At 34.4% G+C, this 19,943-nt stretch carries 22 protein-coding genes; 6 read left to right on the top strand and 16 right to left on the bottom strand.

Annotated features, from left to right (window positions below):
* Positions 1-8: 8 nt before the first annotated feature.
* The 5 genes from AC07N0_RS08680 to AC07N0_RS08660 all read right to left on the bottom strand — a co-directional run bounded on the left by AC07N0_RS08680 (position 9) and on the right by AC07N0_RS08660 (position 6,817).
* Complete coding sequence (locus tag AC07N0_RS08680; RefSeq protein ID WP_494588856.1) at positions 9-1,109, bottom strand: cytochrome-c peroxidase; 1,101 nt, start codon at positions 1,107-1,109, stop codon at positions 9-11.
* 60 nt (positions 1,110-1,169) lie between these two features.
* Positions 1,170-1,982 carry an MbnP family protein gene (locus AC07N0_RS08675; protein ID WP_494588855.1) on the bottom strand — a complete coding sequence of 271 codons (813 nt, stop codon included), beginning with the start codon at positions 1,980-1,982 and terminating at the stop codon, positions 1,170-1,172.
* Positions 1,983-2,005: 23 nt separating this feature from the next.
* The gene (locus tag AC07N0_RS08670; protein ID WP_494588854.1) at positions 2,006-3,637 is read right to left on the bottom strand and encodes a PepSY domain-containing protein; all 1,632 of its coding nucleotides are present in this window, start codon (positions 3,635-3,637) and stop codon (positions 2,006-2,008) included.
* Positions 3,638-3,794: 157 nt separating this feature from the next.
* Positions 3,795-6,158, bottom strand: coding sequence for a TonB-dependent receptor domain-containing protein (locus tag AC07N0_RS08665; RefSeq protein WP_494588853.1), 2,364 nt, complete (start codon positions 6,156-6,158; stop codon positions 3,795-3,797).
* Positions 6,159-6,427: 269 nt separating this feature from the next.
* Positions 6,428-6,817 (bottom strand): hypothetical protein, encoded by a 390-nt coding sequence (locus AC07N0_RS08660; protein WP_492802259.1) that lies wholly within the window; start codon positions 6,815-6,817, stop codon positions 6,428-6,430.
* A 128-nt stretch (positions 6,818-6,945) separates the two neighbouring features.
* Here AC07N0_RS08660 and AC07N0_RS08655 point away from each other — a divergent pair, with 128 nt between their 5' ends.
* Complete coding sequence (locus tag AC07N0_RS08655; RefSeq protein ID WP_494588852.1) at positions 6,946-7,548, top strand: HupE/UreJ family protein; 603 nt, start codon at positions 6,946-6,948, stop codon at positions 7,546-7,548.
* A gap of 3 nt (positions 7,549-7,551) precedes the next feature.
* Here the strand turns inward: AC07N0_RS08655 and AC07N0_RS08650 are convergent, their stop codons facing one another.
* Positions 7,552-8,277 (bottom strand): SGNH/GDSL hydrolase family protein, encoded by a 726-nt coding sequence (locus tag AC07N0_RS08650; protein ID WP_494588851.1) that lies wholly within the window; start codon positions 8,275-8,277, stop codon positions 7,552-7,554.
* A gap of 164 nt (positions 8,278-8,441) precedes the next feature.
* On the opposite strand from AC07N0_RS08650, the gene AC07N0_RS08645 reads away from it, so the two are divergent.
* The 3 genes from AC07N0_RS08645 (at position 8,442) to AC07N0_RS08635 (ending at position 10,198) form a co-directional block, all read left to right on the top strand.
* Positions 8,442-8,996 carry a hypothetical protein gene (locus AC07N0_RS08645; RefSeq protein WP_494588850.1) on the top strand — a complete coding sequence of 185 codons (555 nt, stop codon included), beginning with the start codon at positions 8,442-8,444 and terminating at the stop codon, positions 8,994-8,996.
* Positions 8,997-9,110: 114 nt separating this feature from the next.
* Positions 9,111-9,683, top strand: coding sequence for a Crp/Fnr family transcriptional regulator (locus AC07N0_RS08640; RefSeq protein ID WP_492802251.1), 573 nt, complete (start codon positions 9,111-9,113; stop codon positions 9,681-9,683).
* A 77-nt stretch (positions 9,684-9,760) separates the two neighbouring features.
* A complete protein-coding gene (locus tag AC07N0_RS08635) occupies positions 9,761-10,198 on the top strand; it encodes a carboxymuconolactone decarboxylase family protein (RefSeq protein WP_309912357.1) in 438 nt (145 codons plus the stop codon).
* Positions 10,199-10,263: 65 nt separating this feature from the next.
* On the opposite strand, the gene AC07N0_RS08630 is transcribed toward AC07N0_RS08635, so the two are convergent.
* The 3 genes from AC07N0_RS08630 to AC07N0_RS08620 all read right to left on the bottom strand — a co-directional run bounded on the left by AC07N0_RS08630 (position 10,264) and on the right by AC07N0_RS08620 (position 12,476).
* The gene (locus tag AC07N0_RS08630) at positions 10,264-10,620 is read right to left on the bottom strand and encodes a DUF1801 domain-containing protein (RefSeq protein ID WP_494588849.1); all 357 of its coding nucleotides are present in this window, start codon (positions 10,618-10,620) and stop codon (positions 10,264-10,266) included.
* An 85-nt stretch (positions 10,621-10,705) separates the two neighbouring features.
* Positions 10,706-11,050, bottom strand: coding sequence for a hypothetical protein (locus AC07N0_RS08625; RefSeq protein ID WP_494588848.1), 345 nt, complete (start codon positions 11,048-11,050; stop codon positions 10,706-10,708).
* A gap of 163 nt (positions 11,051-11,213) precedes the next feature.
* The gene (locus AC07N0_RS08620; protein ID WP_494588847.1) at positions 11,214-12,476 is read right to left on the bottom strand and encodes a tetratricopeptide repeat protein; all 1,263 of its coding nucleotides are present in this window, start codon (positions 12,474-12,476) and stop codon (positions 11,214-11,216) included.
* Between the two features lie 201 nt (positions 12,477-12,677).
* Here AC07N0_RS08620 and AC07N0_RS08615 point away from each other — a divergent pair, with 201 nt between their 5' ends.
* Together AC07N0_RS08615 and AC07N0_RS08610 are read left to right on the top strand one after the other, a co-directional pair.
* A complete protein-coding gene (locus AC07N0_RS08615; protein WP_492802243.1) occupies positions 12,678-13,154 on the top strand; it encodes a YdeI/OmpD-associated family protein in 477 nt (158 codons plus the stop codon).
* 56 nt (positions 13,155-13,210) lie between these two features.
* A complete protein-coding gene (locus AC07N0_RS08610; RefSeq protein ID WP_494588846.1) occupies positions 13,211-13,765 on the top strand; it encodes an NADPH-dependent FMN reductase in 555 nt (184 codons plus the stop codon).
* Positions 13,766-13,812: 47 nt separating this feature from the next.
* Here the strand turns inward: AC07N0_RS08610 and AC07N0_RS08605 are convergent, their stop codons facing one another.
* From AC07N0_RS08605 to AC07N0_RS08575, 7 genes are all read right to left on the bottom strand, one after another.
* Positions 13,813-14,067 carry a SemiSWEET transporter gene (locus AC07N0_RS08605; protein ID WP_492802240.1) on the bottom strand — a complete coding sequence of 85 codons (255 nt, stop codon included), beginning with the start codon at positions 14,065-14,067 and terminating at the stop codon, positions 13,813-13,815.
* 168 nt (positions 14,068-14,235) lie between these two features.
* Positions 14,236-15,180, bottom strand: a complete 945-nt coding sequence (locus AC07N0_RS08600; protein ID WP_494588845.1) for a phosphatase PAP2 family protein — start codon at positions 15,178-15,180, stop codon at positions 14,236-14,238.
* Positions 15,161-15,697: a DUF4833 domain-containing protein gene (locus tag AC07N0_RS08595; RefSeq protein ID WP_494588844.1), complete on the bottom strand. Its 537-nt coding sequence runs from the start codon at positions 15,695-15,697 to the stop codon at positions 15,161-15,163. The genes AC07N0_RS08600 and AC07N0_RS08595 overlap by 20 nt, the downstream gene beginning before the upstream one ends.
* Entirely contained in the window at positions 15,687-16,391 is a 705-nt protein-coding gene (locus AC07N0_RS08590) for a CDP-alcohol phosphatidyltransferase family protein (protein ID WP_494588843.1), read from the bottom strand. The genes AC07N0_RS08595 and AC07N0_RS08590 overlap by 11 nt, the downstream gene beginning before the upstream one ends.
* A gap of 24 nt (positions 16,392-16,415) precedes the next feature.
* Positions 16,416-19,034: a DUF5686 and carboxypeptidase-like regulatory domain-containing protein gene (locus tag AC07N0_RS08585; protein ID WP_492802235.1), complete on the bottom strand. Its 2,619-nt coding sequence runs from the start codon at positions 19,032-19,034 to the stop codon at positions 16,416-16,418.
* Complete coding sequence (locus AC07N0_RS08580; protein ID WP_492802234.1) at positions 19,015-19,428, bottom strand: GtrA family protein; 414 nt, start codon at positions 19,426-19,428, stop codon at positions 19,015-19,017. Before AC07N0_RS08580 ends, AC07N0_RS08585 begins: the two co-directional genes overlap by 20 nt.
* A gap of 3 nt (positions 19,429-19,431) precedes the next feature.
* Positions 19,432-19,893, bottom strand: a complete 462-nt coding sequence (locus tag AC07N0_RS08575; protein ID WP_494588842.1) for a phosphatidylglycerophosphatase A family protein — start codon at positions 19,891-19,893, stop codon at positions 19,432-19,434.
* Positions 19,894-19,943: the final 50 nt, after the last annotated feature.

The raw sequence follows: 19,943 nt of genomic DNA, 5'->3' as shown, positions 1-19,943 counted from the left end.
CGATGCTATTATTGTGGGGCAAATCGTTTATCCTCTAAAAATGTTCTGTCAGTCAAGGTTCTCAAAAAAGCAATAATTTGTGTTTTTTCAGTGTCAGTCATTGATATACCCAATTTGCCATTTTGATTAAGCAAAGGGTCTAGGTTTTGTGTAGCCGTTACCGTTTTGGTATAGTGATTTAGTACTTCGTCTAACGTTTGAAAACGCCCATCGTGCATATAGGGCTTAGTAGCCTCTACATTTCTTAGGCTAGGTACTTTAAACTTATTTTTGTCTTCGGGAAGTTCTGTTATCCTCATTCTTCCATCATCAACTACCAATTCAAAAAAAGCTGTTTTTACTCCATCTACCATCCTATATACTACTTGTTGGCGTTCTGTGGGAGGTAAGCCGTTATTTCTAAAGCTACCATCACTAAATAATTCGCCAGTATGGCATGAGGAGCATTTTTGTTTGAACAATTCCATACCTGCTAATTCAGTTTCAGAAAATACTGTTCCTGCTTCTTTCCTGATATATTTATCATAGCGAGAATTGGCTGAAACCAAAGACAATAAAAATTGAGAAAGTGCCTTTAAAAATCGTTCAGAAGTAATTTCAGTCGTGCCAAAGGCATTTTTAAACATAACGGGATATTTATCCGATTTTCTGAGTTTCTCTAATACATTCCCCGTTTTTTCGTCCATTTCAACAGGATTTTCAATGGGCGAAATAGCAAAAAGATCTAAATCAAATACGCCACCATCCCAGCCAAAGGTTTTTTCCCATGCTAAGTTTTGTAAGGAAGACGAATTTCTTAGACCTATCTGGTTATCAATACCATGACTTAAATCATGCAAATGATGCGTAAATCCGTAATCTTGTCGGTGACATTCTCCACAAGAAATTGAGCCATCTCTTGATAACAGCCCATCATAAAAGAGGCTTTTACCTAATTCAAAACCTTCTTTCGTAATTGGATTTTTTGCTAGTTTATAAACTGGTTTCGAAAAGTTTTCTGGTTCATAAAATAGCTTTTCTGGCTGTACCTCAATCGTTTGTTGGGTAGAGCAACCAATAACAACCATCAATAAGAGAAGGATACCGAAGCTTGGAAATAGTATTTTCATCGTCAATCTTTTTGAAAAACTTCTACTCATCTATCAAACGACAAGTAGAAGTTTTGTGCATTAGTTGGCATCATTATGAACATAATTGACACTAAACATTTTTTGATAATTGTCAGCAATAGGCGTAGCCGCAGAAATACTATGCACCATATTTATTTCAGCTAGTTTTAGGGGAGTTGTGCTATTAAATACTTTCAACATATCTGCTACCAACTGTATTTGAGGAGTTATATTCTTACGAACAGTAACAGCATTACTAAGTGGTAAGGTAACTGTGCGGAGGTTATTAACAGTTTTAGCAGTAAATCCTCCAAAACCGCCTACATGCCATTGAAAAGGTCTTTTTCCCGTAGCATTGCTTGGCACTACTGAAGACGTGCCTTCAAGTTTAAAGAAAATGTAACCAGAGTTCCAAGCCCAATACATCCCATCGTCTTCATAAGATGTAGGGTCTAGCACACCTTTAAGTTGGCTAATGTCAGAAACGCTTTTACTACTATCTACACCTACCATAAAACTTATTGCTGTATAATCTCCAACAGGCACGTCTTTTAAGACAGCTTTAAGAGAATTCACATCCGATTGTTTTATTAAAAAATAGCTATCAGGAATCTTCACCACTTTACCATTATCTTGCGTGAACGATACATTAGAGATAAAGTAGTTCAACGTAGTAACCGTAAAATCTTCCCCAAAACTATTGACATAAGCACCTGTTCTTAACGCCAAAGCCTTATCGCCAACACGATTTTCAAAAGACAAAACAATATCATTTTTATCCTTTGGATTCACCTCATCATTTTTACAAGAACAAGCAATCGTTATTATTGCAAAAAGTGCCAGATATGTATTAAAACGTTTAATATTTTTCATGCTTATTTCTTTAGATTCTTAAATTACTTCACCCTTAAAAACAAAGCAAAGCCAAATAAACTTACTACTAAAACGCCAAGGGCTGAAAAAATTGTCACGATGTCTCGAATGTCTTTTCCTGCCCAATCCATAAACAAGAATTTGTGTAATACGCCAAATGAAAGTCCTTCTCTTCTGTCAGAATCAACAATGCTTGCTGCTAATCTGCTAGTAGCTGGTTCTACATAATAAGTCAAATGATTATCCGTCGCCAATGCTATTTTTACTACAGGTAAACGTTTGTTTACAAAGCCGTATTCCTTATCAAATTTTGTTAAGAATCCGGTTGAAGCAATGGCTGGTAATGCTTCATCATCGCCTTCGTCTGTGCTTACGGTTAAATCACAACAAGTAGGGTCGCCACCAGATTTTCCTTGCTCAATAAAATGTGCTACCAATGCTTTGGCATGTACCATCATTCCGTCGGATAAAAGATTGGCTGTTTGTACGTCATAATAAGCTATATTTGATTTTGTCTCAGGCTTTTTACTTTCGCCCATTTTCTCGGCTTTATCTTGTTGCTCTTTTTTCCAATCTCCCTTTTCTTCCGACTTTGTAAATACTTGATAATACAGTTTGTCGTCGATTTTGGCTAAAGCAAGATTAGCAACTTTCGACCAGTCTAAAGGCAAAGCCAATGTAGCCGTTTGTAAATCTGTCGTTTTGATAACTGGTTGATAGAAATACTTGATACGTTCGTCTGGTGTTAATTTTCTAGTAGCATGATAAGCCCCAGAAAAGGCAAAAGTGAAAGTGACAAAAGCTACCCAAAGCCCAATTTGGCGATGGTATTTCCTCAAGATTCCTACTTTATCGTTGGCATTGCGTGGCTTTTTAAATTTTCCCCACATAAAGCCATAAATCACCAAACCACTCAGCATTGAAATAATAATGATAGAAAGTAGACCTATCATGATTGAGATTTTAAGGGTATTATTGGTAATTTTTGCTAGGAAATCCCAGTTGTGAAAAGTTCTGAAAACCCATAAAAAAGCTTTTCTACGATTTTCGTTGAAGTTTGCTAAACGCGTTTGCTCGGTTTCTACATAAATGTCCATCCCGTCGGCACGGTCGAATGATACTTTCCAAACAGGTAAGAGGCGATTTACATACGCATATTCGTCGTCAAAATCTGTGATTTCTTCAATATTTTTAACCTTCGACTGGTAATCTTCAGTAAAGTAGCGTGCTAAAAATTCTGCATATTTTTTATCCCCATTTTCAAGTATTTGAGCAGTTGTAGCATTGAAATATGCCAAACGATTACTCACTCTTTTTACTTGATAGTATGTCTGATTATTGAAACTAACAATACGGAAATTTCTAAATTCCGTGATGCTATTTTTGCTCAATACTTCTTGTAAAGACAGTTTTATTTGTGCTTGATTTACAGCTTCTGGCTTGATATACTCATGTGCTAGTTTTACCTTGAACCAATGCGACATAAAAGGGTGCATCATGCCTGAAATACACCAAAAAATTACGGGAATCATCGTAATCAAACCGATGATTCTGTGCCAACGATATATATTTCGTTTGATATTTCTCTTTAATCCTCCTAAGGATGATTCTTTTTGAACCTCTTCATTAGTTATTTCACTAAGATTATTTGCCATGTCTTTTTTTTATTTAGTGATTTTTTAGTGAGTGAATTAGTGAGTTGTGAGTTAGTGAGTTGTGATTGAGCGAGTTAGTGAGTACATTAATGATTAATTTTCATATAATCACTCATTCACTAAATCACAAATCACTCAATAATTCACTAACTCACAACTATTTTCCGGTAAAATTGTATTGCAAGCCAATCACCACAGTACGTGGAGCAGCTGGCGTATAGGTAGTTCTATCGGTAGCGTTATTCCCTCTAGAAGCCTGATTGGCGTATAACTCATCCGTCAAGTTCATGATGTTGGTAAATACCTCAATGCCTTTGAAATTGTACCCAGCACGGAAATTCAACACGCTTACACCCGAAAGCCCGAAAGCTGTTTTGTCGTTATATATTACTGTATTGGTTTGGTTTTGGTAGTACGATGATAAACGTTGCCATTCAATCGCTGTTCTTAATCCTTTTGCCCATTTAGGTTTATAAGTGATTTCTGAATTAGCAATAAACGAAGGAGCAGAAGGCATATCTTTACCATTTACATCTTTCACTAAATCAGAAGATTTTGTACTCAACGTAAATTCTATAAAACGATGAACAGCATTTGTTCCGCCAAAACGGATAAACCATTCTGAATTAGGCTTATACGTAATGCCATACTCGATACCTTTATGCAAAGTTTTTCCAGCAGACTGATAATCAGTTGAATTGTCGGGCTGACGAATACTTAATAATTCATTCTTACCATTCATTTCGTAATAGGCAACGTCGATATAAATTTTGTTATCCAAGAACGACGCCCACCCTCCTATTTCTTTGTTATCAAAATAGGCAGGCGTTAAGTTATAATAAAATGGATTGGCACTGCCAGTAGGTGTTTTGCGAAAAACGGCTGTCAACCCTGGAGGAGAAAATCCTTGTGAGTAATTGGCGTAAATACCTTTTCCATTGCCTAAATCATAGGTTGCCCCAATTTTGGGCGTTACTTGACTATATTCTTTTGTGCCAGTTGCGTTGTTATCTAAATAATTTAGATAGTCGAACGACATGCGGTCGTAACGAAGGCCTAAGGATAATCTTAGTTTTTGAATAGGTTCAAAATCAAACTGAGAAAACAAGCCTGTATTAAAGATTTTTGCATCGTATTTAGCTACAAAAACATCAGGATTTTCTTTCACTAACGTATACTTCTCGACGGATTTTCCATCTGAACGCAACTGCGCTGTCAAGTCGATGGTATAAGAACGATATGGATTCGTAGAATAATCGTAAGTACCTCCTACTAACAAACGGGCTTTCAAGAAATCGAATTTCTGTGAATGCTGAGCCAAAACGCCATAAGATGTAAATGAGTTATCATTGATTTCTCCTTTAGCGGTAGTTGCTCCCGTTGTCCATCTAATAGAGTAACTTGGATTTTGTCCTACTGAATTATCGCGATAGTATGGCGTAACAGAAGTTTCTGCATTCGCATTCCAAGTGTGCTCCAAAGAGATTTTAGCACGCGTTGCCAATACTTTTCTATAAGTAAAATCGGCAGTAGAAGAATACTCTCTTTTATAAAATGCAATAGAGTCTACACTACCCCCTGTTTGTGAATAATAGTCATTATAAGCCAACGTACTCACTAAGCGAGTTTTGTCAGAGATTTTATACTCTGCACGAGCATTGAAAGAAGTTTTATCAAAATCACTTCTCGCTTGCCAAGAATTTACTTGTTTGACTACGTAGCCCCCTAAGTATAAACCAAATTTCCCGATTGTCGCTCCTGCTCCGTATTGTACTCTTTTATAGCCATAATTATCAAACTGGATACCTACACGTGCAGTAGGCACAGCCGTCGGGCGTTGTGTAATAAAATTAATTGCTCCGCCTACTGCCTCTGGGCCATATAGTGACGATGCTGGCCCTTTTACTACTTCTACCGAAGAAACAGAAAACACGTTCATTTCAATAATGGCATTATGGTTAAAAACCCCCATTGGTCTAATCGGTACGCCGTCTTCTAAATATAAAAAGTAAGCAGAAGTTCCCATTGGCTGACGAATACCCATGCCATGTTGTTCATTATTGTAGTTCATCATCACAACGCCCGGCGTCTTGTTGATGATTTCGTACATACTAGTAGGTTTGGCATCGTTGATTAATGTTGATGATAATTTAGAAATCGCTACTGGAGCTTGAGTCCTCAGACTAGCCTCACGATTAGCCGTTACTACTACTTGTTGGAGGTTTTCTACAGAAGGTTCTAACGAAATAGATAATGCTTTTTCGGCGTTGTAATCCACTTCCAATGTCTGAAAGCCAATGCTTGAAATACTAATTTTATTGATTTGCTCAGTAACATTAAAGGAAAATTCTCCATTAACATTAGTAGTAGCCCCTGCATGAGTGCCCAGTGCTTTTACAGCAGCACCTACCACAGGCTCTTTGGTGGAATTATCAAAAATTTTACCTTTTATAATGTTTTGTGCAAGGGTTGAAGATATCGTCAATAAAATGACGATAATAAGATTGAATATGTTTTTCATCTTTAATTTTATAGTCTAGTTGGCTTTTAAGGTATTGTTTCTCAATACTAAAGTCATTGAGAAAAGGTTCTCGTAATAGAGTACGAGAAAACCAATACGATTGACGCAAGCAATCATACAAAAAAGCCAACAGCTGTATTTGGAATACATTACAGTGATAATACCTGAAAGAAAATGGAATTTTGTTCGTTATCTATTTTTAAGACAAAAGAATAATTGTGAAGACAATACACTTCTCCTCAAAAATTAAAACGAAACAATAAAACTGATTAGACTATCGGAGGATGAAAAAGAGAAGAACTAACGCTTACTGAGTTTTCAGTAAGAAAAGTGTAAATAGATTTTGTAGGAGGATTTACAAAAGCCCATTCTAAGGTGAAAAGCGGCTCAGCATCAAACACTTCTTCCAAGATTTTCTTGATAGATTGCCCTTGTTTTTGTGTTTCTTTGGTAGCATTGTCTTCTGCCACTTTCTGAAGTTTCTTGGCTAAATAACAGTGCCCATTACAATTCAGTTGTGGTTTTAAACGGTTTTCACAAAGGTTTTGGATGATGTAATCCTTCCTTAATTCAAAATCCAAATACACTACAGGTACGAGCAGCGTTTTTACGCTAATCAATACCAACAGCAACAGCGCTATGTAGTTTTTGGTGTTCATGGATTTAAAATTTCACGCAATTTACAACCAGAATCAATAGGTTGTACCCCGATGTAATTTTAAATGAAATTCAATTTAAAATATTTACTTTTGTGAATATCTAGCCACACAGGTAAATAATCATCAACATGTCAGACTTTCAAACATTTTTTAAGCTTGGTTTTCAACACATTACAGATATCAATGGCTACGACCATATTTTGTTTGTAATAGCGCTATGTGCTATCTTTCGACTGAAGGATTTAAAAAAAGTGGCGATTTTAATAACGGCTTTTACCATTGGACACTCGCTTACCTTAGCTTTGGCGACCCTTCAACTGATTACTTATAGTACCGATTTGATTGAATTTTTAATTCCTATCAGTATTTTCCTTACTTGTTTTTTGAATTTATTCCATAAATCTGCTGAACGTCCTTCGCAAATAGAAAAATCTTCTGTGCTACGTTATCCGATGGCAATGCTCTTTGGTTTAATTCATGGAATGGGTTTTTCAAATTACCTGAGAAGCTTATTAGGAAAAGAAGAAAGTATCTGGCAACCGCTATTATCTTTTAATTTGGGATTAGAAATCGGACAACTATTGATTGTATTACTTTCGTTAATCGTTAGCTCTTTATTATTAGATATTTTTAGGGTAAAAAAACACGATTGGAACCTCATTCTATCAAGTTTTGTAGCAGGTATAGCACTGACATTGATATTGAGTACTGAATTTTTGAAAGCTCATTAATCGTTACTTTTTAAGGATGCTCAATGCCGTACTTTGTGCTTTCATAGCCCAAAGCTGATGCATTTTCCCTGAAAAGTGTAAGCCATCACTGGCAAACATCGAAGCGTCAGTATTTTGTCTGCTGATACTGGTAATATCAATAAAAGCTACGCCTACTTTTTTACATTCCTCCTCTGCTACACCATTAAAAGCATCAATTTCTGTCCCTATTTTCACTCTGTCGGCATTTTGTCCTGCGGGCGAAACACCCCAATCAGGTATTGAAAGCACCATTACTCTTTGATAATCGTTCTTGGCAAAATTGGCACTTATTTTCAATAATTCACGAAATTCAGTACGGTATTGTTCCAAACTTAGGCCACGATATTGGTTATTTACACCAATTAATAACGAAACCATATCGTATTGTTGAGTAAGGTTTCGTTTCGCAATGCCTTGCATTAATTCTTGGGTAGTCCACCCAGTTTGGGCAATAATATCGTGTGGAGTAATTTGATATTGAGTCGACAATAAATTATTCAAAAGCACCGACCAACGGTCTTTTTCAGGCACGCTTTGTCCGATAGTGTACGAATCACCTAACGCTAGAAAAGATTTATTGATAGCAGGCATATCAACAATTGGTTGACCGCCTGATGGTGGATTCTGAGGCACATACATTTTTTCTTCTGTTGAACTACAAGCCAGCAGTAAAAACAAACAAAAGGCAATATACTTTAGCTGATTCATCTGATAATGCTTTATAAATGTTTTATGAAGTACTTTGTTTTAACATTTACGTAAATACTTGTGGGAAAGGATTGATAAGTCAAATTTTATCTACTCCTTATTGAATGTAGAATATTCTTAGCATCTTGCCGTTTGTAGAAAAACAACACTCAAACACTTGAATTATGAAATATTATCTGTTATTCTTTACTATTCTCTATACTTTTTCTTCTTTTGCACAACAATCCGCTAATGACCCTAATCTTGTCTGCTGGTCACAAAAAAGGCGATTAATCATTGATGATTTCCAAATAAAAGTAGCCAACAGTACTAATTCCTTTTCTTCAGCTCAATTTAGCTATGATTATAAAATTAGTACTTTTCTCAGCTTGTCTAGAGACTACAAAAAGCAGATAACCAACTGTTTTATCAAGAATGCCTCTTGGATAGATACTACTCATAATAGTGAAATTTCTGTGCGATACCAGCAAACATTGTTTGATTTAAGTGAAATCTATATCAGGCAATTCCGTAAGTTTGTTTACGATAATAGAAAGGCGATGGTACTAGGAAAAATAAAGATTGACGACATCAATACCCAAATTATGAACGACCTAGCTAAGAGAAAAGTAGAATATGGACTCGATACTAGCTATGGCACCATTCCTGATAAGCAAAGAAATTGGGAAATAAAGATTTTCAAAGAAATAGAAGGCCTTAAAGAATTTTCAGTAGAGTAATGGTAAGTAGTGATTGGTGAACTTCCTGCCGTCTCATTAGCATTTAAACACTTAATTATCAGCCATTTACGACAAAAAAATATTACTTAAATAGTATTGATTACTTATATTAATATGTATCCTAATCTTGTCAAACATATTTTAAAATTCGTTTCGCTCAACGAAGATGAAATTCAAATACTCCTGAAATACATCAAGCCATTGTCTGTTAAAAAGAAAACAAATTTGCTGACAGAAGGACAAATTTGCAAATCGCTCTATTTTGTTGAAAAGGGCTGTATGCGTTTGTTTTTTGTAGACGATAAGGGCGTTGAACAGATTACTCAGTTTGCGATTGAAAATTGGTGGATGACAGATTTCATGAGTTTTAATACCCAAAGTCCTTCGCAATTTTATATTCAGCCAGTCGAGAATTCAGTCCTTTACGTTGTTGAACACCATCTGAGAGAACAACTTTTCACAGAGCTTCCTCAATTAGAAAGGTATTTTAGGTTGATTATTGAAAAAGCTTATGCAGCCACACAGATTAGAATTAAGTATCTCTATGATTTTTCTAAGGTAGAAAGCTTCCATCATTTCAGTAATCTTTTCCCTGAATTTATTCAACGTATTCCGCAATATATGCTTGCATCATACCTTGGCTTTACGCCAGAATACCTGAGTGAAATACGAAAAAACAGGTTGTAAATGTTTTTCTTAAACCAGTTTATCTTTTTTCGGTTTGGGCTTGAATAGCTTTGTTCCATATTTAAAACAACATAAAAATGGACAATAGAATCAACATTTTACAAACTGAGCCTGAAGCTTATAAAGCATTATTAGGGATAGACAAGTATTTACAAGGTACAACGTTAACAAATACACACAAAGAGTTGATTAAAATCAGGGCTTCGCAAATCAATGGGTGTGCTTTCTGTATTAATATGCATACCAAAGATGCTCGAAAATATGGTGAAACCGAACAGCGTATTTATTTGCTAAACGCATGGAAAGAAACTACGTTATTTACCGAAGAAGAAAAAGCAATCCTTGCACTGACAGAAGAAATTACGTTGATTAGCCAGTCGGGCGTTTCAGATGCTACGTATCAAAAAGCTAGAGAATTGTTTGATGAAAATTATCTGTCAAACATCATTGTGGCAATTATTGGCATTAATGCTTGGAATAGAGTTGCGGTAACTACTAGACTACAACCTGCTTAGGATTAAGAGAACATTATATAAAGCAAAAATCCCCAATACTTAGTAAAGTTTGGTGATTTTTGCTTTTATCTATACAATTCCAATAGCTGTTTTAAGAGCATTTCAATAGTATCTAAGGGTAAATCTTCATTTGGGTCTAACAACATGATTTTCATTCTAGACCGTTTCTCAGCCATAAGAGCTGGATGTTCTATGCTTTTACCTTCTACAAAACCAATATACGGCTGTTTGTATTTTTTATGAATCCAGAGATAGCAAAACATTTTCCCTTTATAGCAGAAAAACGGCATCCCATATTTTATCGTATTGGTAATCTCAGGGTCTTGCGAACAAATAATCTTTTGTAATGCAAGAAAACACGATTTTATAGGTTCAGCCTGTTGAAGATAAAATGCATCAACGGTTTTGATTGAATCATTCATTTTTGTGATGCTAGCGTGAAAGAGATTACATTGTAATGGATAGTGAAGTATTTTAATCTCAGTTAAAAACTATCAAGGCTTTTAACTATTTAAATTCTAGCTCAAAACTATCATCCCATTTAAAAGCATTTAGAATCCATCCATTAGTGTTTCTGAAATAGGTAAACTTTAATCTTATCGCTGAATGTTCAAATTTTAAGATATAGGTTTCTCTCAATGCAAAATCTTTAATTGTTTCTTCATTTACCTTTACTATTTCTCCAGATTTTCCAAATCTATCTTCTAAGATATTTATATACTTTATCGTTTTTTCTTCTAATGCAATTAATTCATTATCAGGTGCAGGCCAGTAATTTGTTATTTCATCAAAAAAAGCTGGTATTTTATTTTCTTGAAAATATCCAGTAGCCTTTTTGGTTAGATTTCGCACTTAATCTATATTTTTCAAATACTTAGTCTGAGCATTTGAAACAAAAAAACTACATAGTAAAATCGTGGTTACGAATAATTTAGCTCTCATTAATTAAGGTTGTTTTTTATTAAAAGATTCAAAATATTAATAGTGTCATTTATGTAAAATTGCAGCTCTCGTTCTATTCAATAACAGTAAGTTGTTCAAATAGATTTTTAAAAATAGCTAAAGACTCCTCATGTATATCCTCACAACTATCAAGCATAAAAAAATAAAATATTCTTCCCTTAAATCTATCCTTACTTTTTGCGGTGGAGTAATAAGTTATCGTCCCTTCTTTTCCATTGGGTATCACACTAGGTCTTTCTAACAAGAGTCCTGGGTATTCAGGAGCATTTCTTTCTATCCCTACGCCATAAATATGCGCTCCTCCTAAGTTTTTATATAACTTAGGATTCTGGTCCTCATAAGCTATTAAATTATCATATTTATCCGAGAATGATATTTTGCTTACCTTCGACTGTTTATCCTTTCCAAGCATGTTCTTGACAAAATCTTCAAGCTTATCATTTTCTTTGACGACTTTCATGATAATTGCAATGCTGTAACCAATTTTCTTACCTTTTTTATTAAGTATTTCGGGTGGAGACATTATAAATGCACATCCATGATTCTTGTAATCTGTTACAGTTAAACCCCATTTGGAATCAACCAATATTTTAACTCCCATCGGTCTAGAAGTAAAAGACATTACCGAATCACCACTAGCTTCCCAAATTTCCTTATTTAAATATATTTTATCATTATCCATCGCTATTATCTTTTTCCTTACACTCTCTCCCAATAAAGTTTCAAAATATCCTATTTCTCCTCTAATAGCTTTTACTCTATCCATTGCAAAAATTGCATGTGATGGCATATTAGCAAATACCATCGACACACCAAACTCTTCCCAAAAATCAACAGGTTTGTGTTCATCTGGCAGTAATTCTTTGGCTTTTAATAAATTATCAATTGCTAAATCTATATTAGCAGATTGAGCAAAATGATATCCTAAAAACCAATATCCACGAAAACTCTTTGGATGCTGTTCAATGGCTAGATTATAATTTACAACTGCTAATCGATGACTAGCTGAATCCTCGAGATTATAAAGGAAATGAGCAATTTCACCCAATAAAAGGTATAAATCCTCATTCTTTGTACTTATCGAAGAGAAGGTTTTATAATGTTCTTGAAGCGTATTAATAACTTCTTTTTTAGGCTTGTCATGTTTCCATTCAGAACTCCATTGTTCATAATATGGCAAACCAACTTTAAGGCTGTTAAAAGCATTTACACATTTACTTTCATTACTAATTTTCTGAAGGTCTATGTATTCTAAATTAGCAAAAGAGCTAAAGTTAAAAAAGACTAAGAGTGATAGAACAAATACTTTTTTCATGGTTTAATTAATGGTTCAAATGTTTATAGAATTATTTAAATAATTTTACTAATATCACAAAAGCAACCTAGCTATTTTCTAAATTAATTCAAAACTTTAAAGCCTTGTTTTTTTATTTTAGGGTGAGTTTTCAGTTCGTTATTTTAATTAATTTTCTAAAACTTTCATAGTATCCATTTATTAAACCCAATCATCAATCCCTTGGAAAAGCCATTAGTTGATAAAAAGTATTTGCTAGAAAAGTTTCCTGGGAAAGGAGGCTGGACTTTTACTGTGATTTCAGAAATTCCACCCGATAAAAAAGCATGGTTCGGTTGGGTAAAAGTAAAGGGAACTATCGATGATTTTGAAATAAAAAACTATCGATTGATGCCTATGAAAAACGGAAAGCTATTTCTTCCAGTAAGGGCTGAAATCAGGAAAAAAATAGGTAAACAAGAAGGCGACTGGATTCATGTTACACTCTTTGCTGATAATGACCCTATTGATGTGCCTAAAGATTTAATGCTTTGTTTAGAAGATGAGCCCGAAGCCCTCAAGAATTTCCTTTCATTTTCTGAAAGCGAACAACAAGGCTATATTGATTGGATTTATGCGGCTAAAAAAGAAGAAACAAAGGTTGAACGTATAGCCGAGACAGTAAATAAAGCATTAAAAAATTTGAAATTGCGGGATTAAATGTCTTAAAAATTGTTATCAATCAAATAATAATTTATCTAAGAACATATTTCTCAATGAAAAGTAAAAAAAGAATTTTAGGCATTTCTGGCAGTACCCGTGTTAATTCTTCTAATCATAAATTGCTCCATGCTATTGCTACGATATTTACAGACCAAATTGAGCTAAGTATATTTGATAGCATCGAAAAAATTCCTCATTTCAATCCAGATATTAAGGACACACACATTGATAATCAAGTTACCATTTTCAGGGAACTCATTAGCCAAGCAGATGGTGTAATTATTTGTACGCCTGAATATGCTCATGGTATTCCTGGCACTTTAAAAAATGCGATTGATTGGACGGTAGGTTCGGGTGAATTTTCAGGAAAGCCAACGCTTTTAATTACTGCCTCCACTGACGGGACGTCTGGTCATCAGGCGCTTTTGGAAGTACTTAAAGTCATTGAAGCCAAAAATATAGACCAACTGCAATTGCTAGTGCAATATATTAGGTCAAAGATTAACCAAGACGGAGAGATAATTGATAAAGAGACTTTATCGGCTGTAAAAATATTGGGAAAACAATTAATTGTAACAATTGAGGAGACAAAGGAAGGCAAAGAGTAAGTCTAAAAATCTTTAAACGACCTTCGCAGAAGGACATTTAAAGACTTTTAGACTGATTTTCTGTATTTATATTTAAAAAACAGAATGACTAATGATAACATCAGCGTGAGAGCATTGGCAGCAATTACAGGAACAGCATTTGCACTTATTCCATATACTAACCAGAATGTTACGCCCAAAGTAAACAAAAGAAACATCGCTAAGGATATGTCTTTGGCAGATTTTGTTTTATAAATCTGTATTACTTGTGGCACAAAAGCGATGGTAGTTAAGATACCAGCTAAATAACCTAAAGTTTCCATATTTGTATTGATTATATTTTACTTCTACAATACAAACATAACGGAATTATTATATATTTTGTTCATATACAGTACATTTTATTAGAATAGTACAATATTTCATATTTAAAATTTAGTATTTATCTTCATTAACAATAGCTCATTAATAGCCAAGGTTGTAAGGCTGTTTTATAAAGGTAAAATGTATTTTATCATGGGTTTACGTACGAAAACATTAAATAGCATTATTCCTAAAACAGCACAACTAATACCAGCCAATACATCTATGACATAATGATGATTTGAATAGACTGCCGAACCCCAAATACCCAAACAAAACACTACGAAAAAAATAATGAAATAGCCCATCTTTTTCTGAATGGCAAAGTACAGTACTATCAAAGGATAAGCGGAATGCAATGAGGGCATAGCGGCAAAAACATTGGCATTTTTTTCATAAAGACCTTTAAAAACTGGACTGCCTACTAGCATATCAAAGTACTTTAGATTGCCTACATTACCCATAATATTAAAGTGTTCTGTAAAACCATATTCAGCAACATACCAAGGCGGAGCCGCTGGATAAATATAATACACACAAAAGCCAATCAGGTTTACGAAAAGGAAACAATAGGCAAAACTATACATGATAGTTTTGTCTTTCAAGAAGACATAAATACCAAACAACAAAGGCACAGGAACCCAGTTGATATAAAATAGTCCCGACAGTAAATCTAAAAAAGTAGTATGATATTTAGTAAAATACTCGTTGAGGGTTATTCTAATACCATTATCATTTACCCCAAACAAAAACTTTTCAAGAAGATAAGGTTGTTGAATATGAATAGGATTAATCGTATAATTGGGGACAATCCTGAGGGAATCGTAAACTACCCAAAATATTACAAAGGGAAACATAGCTTTCATAAAGCTACGGGTAATACTATTGCAATAGAATAAAAAGAGTAGTAGAAAGTAAAGGATAGAATGTTCTGGACGGTAAGTAATTACTTGACCAAACCAGATAAAATAAACGATACTTATCGATAATGTGAGTACAATATTCCTCCGAGTAAACCTTAAAAAACTTTTACTCTCGTCAAGTGCCCAAAAATCAAGGCTTAATTTTTTCATAAATATCTTCTCCAGTAGTCATGTCTTTTCCAAAAATTTCAACGTAAAGTACTTTTGGTCGCAGATTACTCCCTTCTGTTTTCACAAAAACATGATCTAACCTAGCTAGTTTGTGGTTAATTTCTAATTGTGCACAAGGCTTTTTATGCTTGTCAAACCCTACTTTCAGTTTCCTTTTTTTGTAAGAAACTACCCAAGCGTCAAAATCATTTTCTCGGGTAGTTTCTTTAGCACTAATTCCATAAGCCAGAAAATTCTGTATCCAAGTAAGCTCCTTTTTTTGCCCTTGTTCTTGATAACGTATCCAATATACGCTGATAGGATTTTCTTTATCGAAATCTCCATTTGGCAATAAATTGGCATCATAAACAATGGTGTTTATATTAGCACTTCGTTGGATATAGAATAACCTAACAGGCGAATCTGGCACTTTAGGATAATTAATGGGTGAAAAGCTTGTTATTAAAGTAAGGATTATACTAACTATCAAAAGCCTTTGTAATTGTTTATTTTTCATTTTCAGCCAAAGACTTTTTGGTATGTTCAATTCTTTGCAGGGCTGTATAATTTGACAACACCGCCACGATTGACATTGGAATTGTAAAAATAGAGATGGTTTCAAACCAAGGAATATTAGGTTCTAAGCCTTGAATTTTAAAATCATTTCCGATGATGGGTGCTAAAATACCACAAAGCAAAGCAGAGCCACCAATAATAACAATTCTTTCAGGACGTTGCATCCAGCCAATATCACACTTCACGCCTAGCCCTTCGGCTCTTGAACGTGTATAGCTTACCATCGACGAGCCAATCAATGCTAAAAAAGCAAAGAACGAACTGAATAAATAATGATGAGAAATCAGGTAATAACAGATGCCTAAAAACATGAACATTTCGCTATATCTGTCTAATACAGAATCGTAGAAAGCACCAAATTTACTAGACATATTGCCTACACGTGCCAGCCTTCCATCAATCATATCAAACACACCAGCAAACAAAATCATTGCTCCGCCCCACCCTATATAACTAAAGTCACCTCGGAACGAAGCCTCGGCAGCGTATATAAAAATACCTCCTGCAAAAACATTCAGAATCAGCCCAATCGTCGTAATGACGTTTGGCGTTACTTTTAGCACAATTAATAATTTAATAAAGGGATTGATAATTTGATAAATTACCTGTTGTCCCACAGTTTTTAATGTATACATAGCTTTAAGAGATTATTTAGAGTATTAAAAATCAAATTTAAACCTACCACGAATACCGTATTCAGATACATTAGGATTATCCAAATACGAAAGTCGTTTTACCAAGTCTATCCTAAATACTTTAAAAATATTAGATACACCAACGCTAGCTTCCATATAAGGCCCATTTGCTAATGAGTTGGTTAAGACTGTACCATCTGCCGCTTCTGGGAAACGATACAAACTTAAATTGTTCTCAGGCAAATTCTTAGCACTTATTCCTCCCCAAAGCCCCTTGAAAGTAATCACTTCTCTAAGCTTTAGTTTTTTGATAAGAGGTAATTTATTAAAAATAAATCCATTAAAATAATGGTCTACAAATACGGCCGCATATCTATCAGAAGCAAACTCCAAGAAGTTCATTAAGTTATATGACTCTAACTGATAAGAATACGATTGGTTAGCACGGTGAATTATCAATAACGGATAAGGCACTGTTCCAAAAATCTTTCCTCCTTCAGCCGTAATATCGGTATAACCAATTGGCGATATAAAGAAACGCTTGTTGGCTCTGAAAGTAAGGTTATGATAATTATAATCTCCTTTCAAGAAATTACTGATACCTAAACTATAACGCAATTGGAAGATAGGATATTTGTTAATAATCGGTATTCTATAGTTTTTGCCTTGATAAAATTGCTCATTGGGGGCAAATTTCAAGTTTACTGATAATTCTGAACTTGTTAAATCCTTTTCATTATAGGGCTTAACATCTGGTGAAGGATTCGCACTTGCGTATCTTTCAAATGACAATGAACCTGCTGCTTCTTGGGTAAGATTTTTATATCCTAATTCGTAACTGATACCATTTCTTGATTCATGACGATAGTCTAAACGGAAAATTTTGTTGTATGTCATTTTATCGTTTATCCCTCTTTTGAAAGATAACAACACGTTATCTTCCTGAATAAACTGTAATTCCTGTCCCGGAATCCTCACTTCATCCTGATAGGAAACTCTTAGGTAATTATTCGGAAATTCATAGATTGAATTATTGCCTAAGTTATAAGTAACCCCAAGATAGCCTTTCCAACGTTCGTCTTTAAAACCATAAGCTGCATAGGTTTCTAAATACAATTTCGGATTAAGTTTTGCCATCGTTCTACCCCCAAAACGCAGTCGGAATCCTTCTACTGGGTTAAAACTATAAAATGCATTGGCAGGGCCAATCTCAAAATCACCAAAATCTTTGTATCCAAATAGAACCAATCCAGCGATAGTCATAAACCGCTTAAAAGAAGGTACTTGCTGAATACTATCAGCCATTTGGTAAATCCCTTTTTCAACACTGTTTAATCCTTCATGGCGAGCCGATGCCCAAAAATCATCACTTTTATCCAAAGCCATATCCATCAAGACATTCTTTTGAATTGGCTTAAAGATGCTGTTCTCGATAGGCTTATTCAGCACATAGTTTTGATACGAAACTGACCGCTTTCCTAAAATCCCTCTTTTATTTTCTTTTTTACTGAACCCAAAGTCGATTGTAATTTCATCTTTAGCAAGCATCAACTTGTTATCCTCAACAGGTACAAATTCTTGTTCCACCAAAAGTTCGTTCACAAAATTAAGATTGATGCTTCTAGGCACGCCTAATTTCACTTTTCTGACCGAAAAATTAGAATCTAACGAAATATACATATTCCCTACAAAAGCGAAGTCTGAAGGGTTACGGGGTGAAAAACCTAAATTAACACACTTCATATTTTGGAATTGAAGTGTATCTAAAATGACGAATCTGTAAAAAGTTGGGGATAAATTAGAAATCGGACTGATAAACTGGTTGGTCAGCAAGCTAATATTGCTATCATAAATATTAATATCTTCATACAAACGATTGATATATGAGGCGATACCATTGTTATCAATGTATTGGTCTAACCCAATTTTTTTCTCGCCTTTGATATATACCTTTTCATCCTTCGGATTTTTCCTAAAGTACACATCTGCTACAGTCTCTTTTAAATAAAGGGGTAATGAAACATTACCTGTCGTTTTTGAAGTATCAAGATTATCGAAGATAAATTGAAAATTTTTGAACATCTTCTTCTTCTTATAATCTTCATCAATATTGTTTAGGTTTAATTGAACCTTCTCGTATTTCTCGTATTGATAATAGTCTAATCCTTCCTTACGGTTTTCATCGCGGTGAGCAATTACCTTTCTTATTAAAATTACTGCTGGGTTATCTTTATTACGGTACTTTTCTTTTTTAGCCTTTACAGTTACTTCTGTTAAGTTTTGCGACTGAGGAATTAATTTAATAGAGATTGTTTGGCTTATATCTCTTTTAAAAGTTTTTACTTCAGTTTTATAGCCAATAGATGAAAATTGGATTTTAGTAGCTTGCCCATCTTGAATATCCATGGTATAGTTACCATTGATATCTGTCTGGATGCCTTGCTTTGTACCTTGTACAATGATATTGACAAAGGGTATAGCCTCATTGGTTTTACTATCAATGATTTTCCCTTTTACTTTCGTTTGTTGTTGTCCGAATACAGACGATATTGAAGCGATGCTCAAAAATAAATAGCATACTGTTCGTAAAGTAATATTACTATTAAAGTGGTTTGCTATTATATTAAATAGATATTTTTTCATGATTTTTTGCATTAAACACGAACAATCTGTTCAATCCATAACTATAGACTACGAATACGAACGTCCCGACTAATGCCCTTATGATTAGATAATCTGCTGTTATAATTTTACTGAGGCCTAAAACACCAAGGGTGTTCATTGCTGAATTCCCTATCGAAACAAGTATATATTTCATTAATTGCCATTGGGTCTTTTCAGTTTTTGCATCTTGAAACACCCATAGCCTAGACAAAACAAAACCAATGATTGCGCCAGCGGCATTGCCTGAGATAGTAGATAATGTATAAGAAAAACCTAGATAGTGAAGCACTAAATAAGAAGTACTAAAATCTACAAAAGTTGCAAGAGCTGAAACTGGAACAAAACGGAAAAAAGGTTTGAAAAAATTAGACATCGCTCACAGGAAAAAGATGATTACTTGTAAACATCCATTGGCCCAAATTCCTGCCATTACATCATCAAGCATGACACCCCAACCATTACCATATTTTTCAAAACTTCTAATATTGAATGGTTTATATATATCAAAGAATCTGAATAAGATAAATGCTATCAGTAGATTTTGCCATGAAAATGGAATGAAGCATAAACTTAAACACATTCCAGCCACCTCGTCGATTACTATTTTAGAAGCATCTTCGCCCCAGTGTATTTCCATGATAGCAGATGACCACCTGCCTACGAATGTAAATACTACTGTTAGTATAATTAAGGTTAGATGATAATAAAAAGTATCGTTTACCAAACGAAAAATACCCGCTATAATAGCACAAGCCAACAATGCTCCGAAAGTTCCCGAACCTTTTGGGATAAATCCTAATCCGAGTGCGGAAGCAAAGATTTTATGAAAATTCAACATAATAGAAAAATGGCTCTTGAAATTTTACATGAGCAAGAGCCATTTCTTTT

The sequence above is a fragment of the Arcicella sp. GW821-FHT09D11 genome (assembly GCF_059416265.1).
Note: the sequence above shows the minus strand (reverse complement) of the source record. Positions and strands in the feature narration are given on the sequence as shown.